The sequence below is a fragment of the Nocardia sp. NPDC058497 genome, assembly GCF_042720195.1.
GTDB lineage: Bacteria > Actinomycetota > Actinomycetes > Mycobacteriales > Mycobacteriaceae > Nocardia.
The window spans coordinates 1-1,215 of the sequence record NZ_JBHXMY010001014.1 but is presented as its reverse complement, the minus strand read 5'-3'; the positions used below and the strand labels follow the sequence as shown (position 1 = coordinate 1,215).

The following is a 1,215-nucleotide window of genomic DNA, read 5'->3' as shown; positions in this document are numbered from 1 at the left end:
CGATGTTGCTTTCCTGCTTCAGCATTTCCCACGCGTGGATGGCTCCTTCGCGGATCGGCGCGAGCCGTTCGTTGCGCAGTCGAAGGTCGTTGTCCTGCAGCCATTTCTTCGCATCGGCAAGCTGGTCGACGACCGGCTTGTCCGCGAGCCATGTTTCCCAGGCCGCACACCAAGCGCGGATGCGGGCGTTGAGCGGTTGCCAGTTGTCCTCGCGCGCGGACAAGCATTCGGCGGCGGATTCGGTGAGCTGATCGATTGCCTCGACCAGCTTTCCGACCTCGGATTCGAGGTGGTCGGCGAGTTGCAGCATGGTAGGCGCGGTGTCGCCACAGGTGATCGATCCCCACTGGCTCCACGCGGTGCGGGCGGCGGCGACAGCCGAGTCGAGTTCGGGCACAGGGGAGTGGTCGAGAACCGTGGGTGGCATCGACAGCATGCCCAGTGCTTCGGACTGTGCCAGCTCCACCAGTTTTCGGGCCTGAGCGAGCGCGGCCAGGTGGTCGCGGTCGGCGCTTACCGCTGCTCGACTGCGTGTTGCCCACGTGTTGTCGAGGTGGCCGCGCTGGCACACGGGGCAGGTCATGTCACCGTGCTCAGCGTGTACCCGCAGGGCCTGTTCGAGCAGGTTCAGGGTGGCGAGCTGCTTGTCGCTGGCCGCGGCGCCGAGCTCGGCCAGCGCGGTCATGCTCGATCGCAAACGTTTCGCGACGGCTTTCGCATCGTCGGAGGTGGCGGGAGCGCGCAGCTGTGCGAGCGCACGGAGGCCGGCCAGCGGACCGTTGTCGGTCTCGGCGTTGTTCAGCAGCTCACGAAGGCGAGCGAGGTCGGGCAGGGTCTTCTTCAGGAGGGGCGCAACGGCGGCGGCGCGATTGTCGTCGAGCGCGGCGGCGTCGGTAGCGAGGTCGCGGCGCTGTTTGGCGAGCTCATCGCCCGGTCCCTTGCGGGCCTTGTGCCGGACCTGGATTCGGTCGATCGCGTCGGTGAGTTGTCCCACGCCGAGCACCCGCGAGATCGCGTCGTGCAGGTCACTCGGTGTGCCGGTGAGCATGGCGCCGAGCTCGTCGTAGGACAGGATCGGCCGGAATTGTCGCAACGGACCGTCCCAGCCGAGGTCTGCGCGTCCGATCTGCTGTTTGCCGCCGCGACGTTGCGTGCGGGTGGTGTGCCGGTCGACATCGGTTTCGCCGTCGGCCCAGTTGATGCTCACCGTGATCG

1 pseudogene is annotated in these 1,215 nt (G+C 67.2%); it reads right to left on the bottom strand.

The annotated features are described in order from the left end of the window. Nucleotides 1-1,215 (bottom strand): annotated as a pseudogene (locus ACFWPJ_RS33340) (hypothetical protein); the annotation flags it as partial.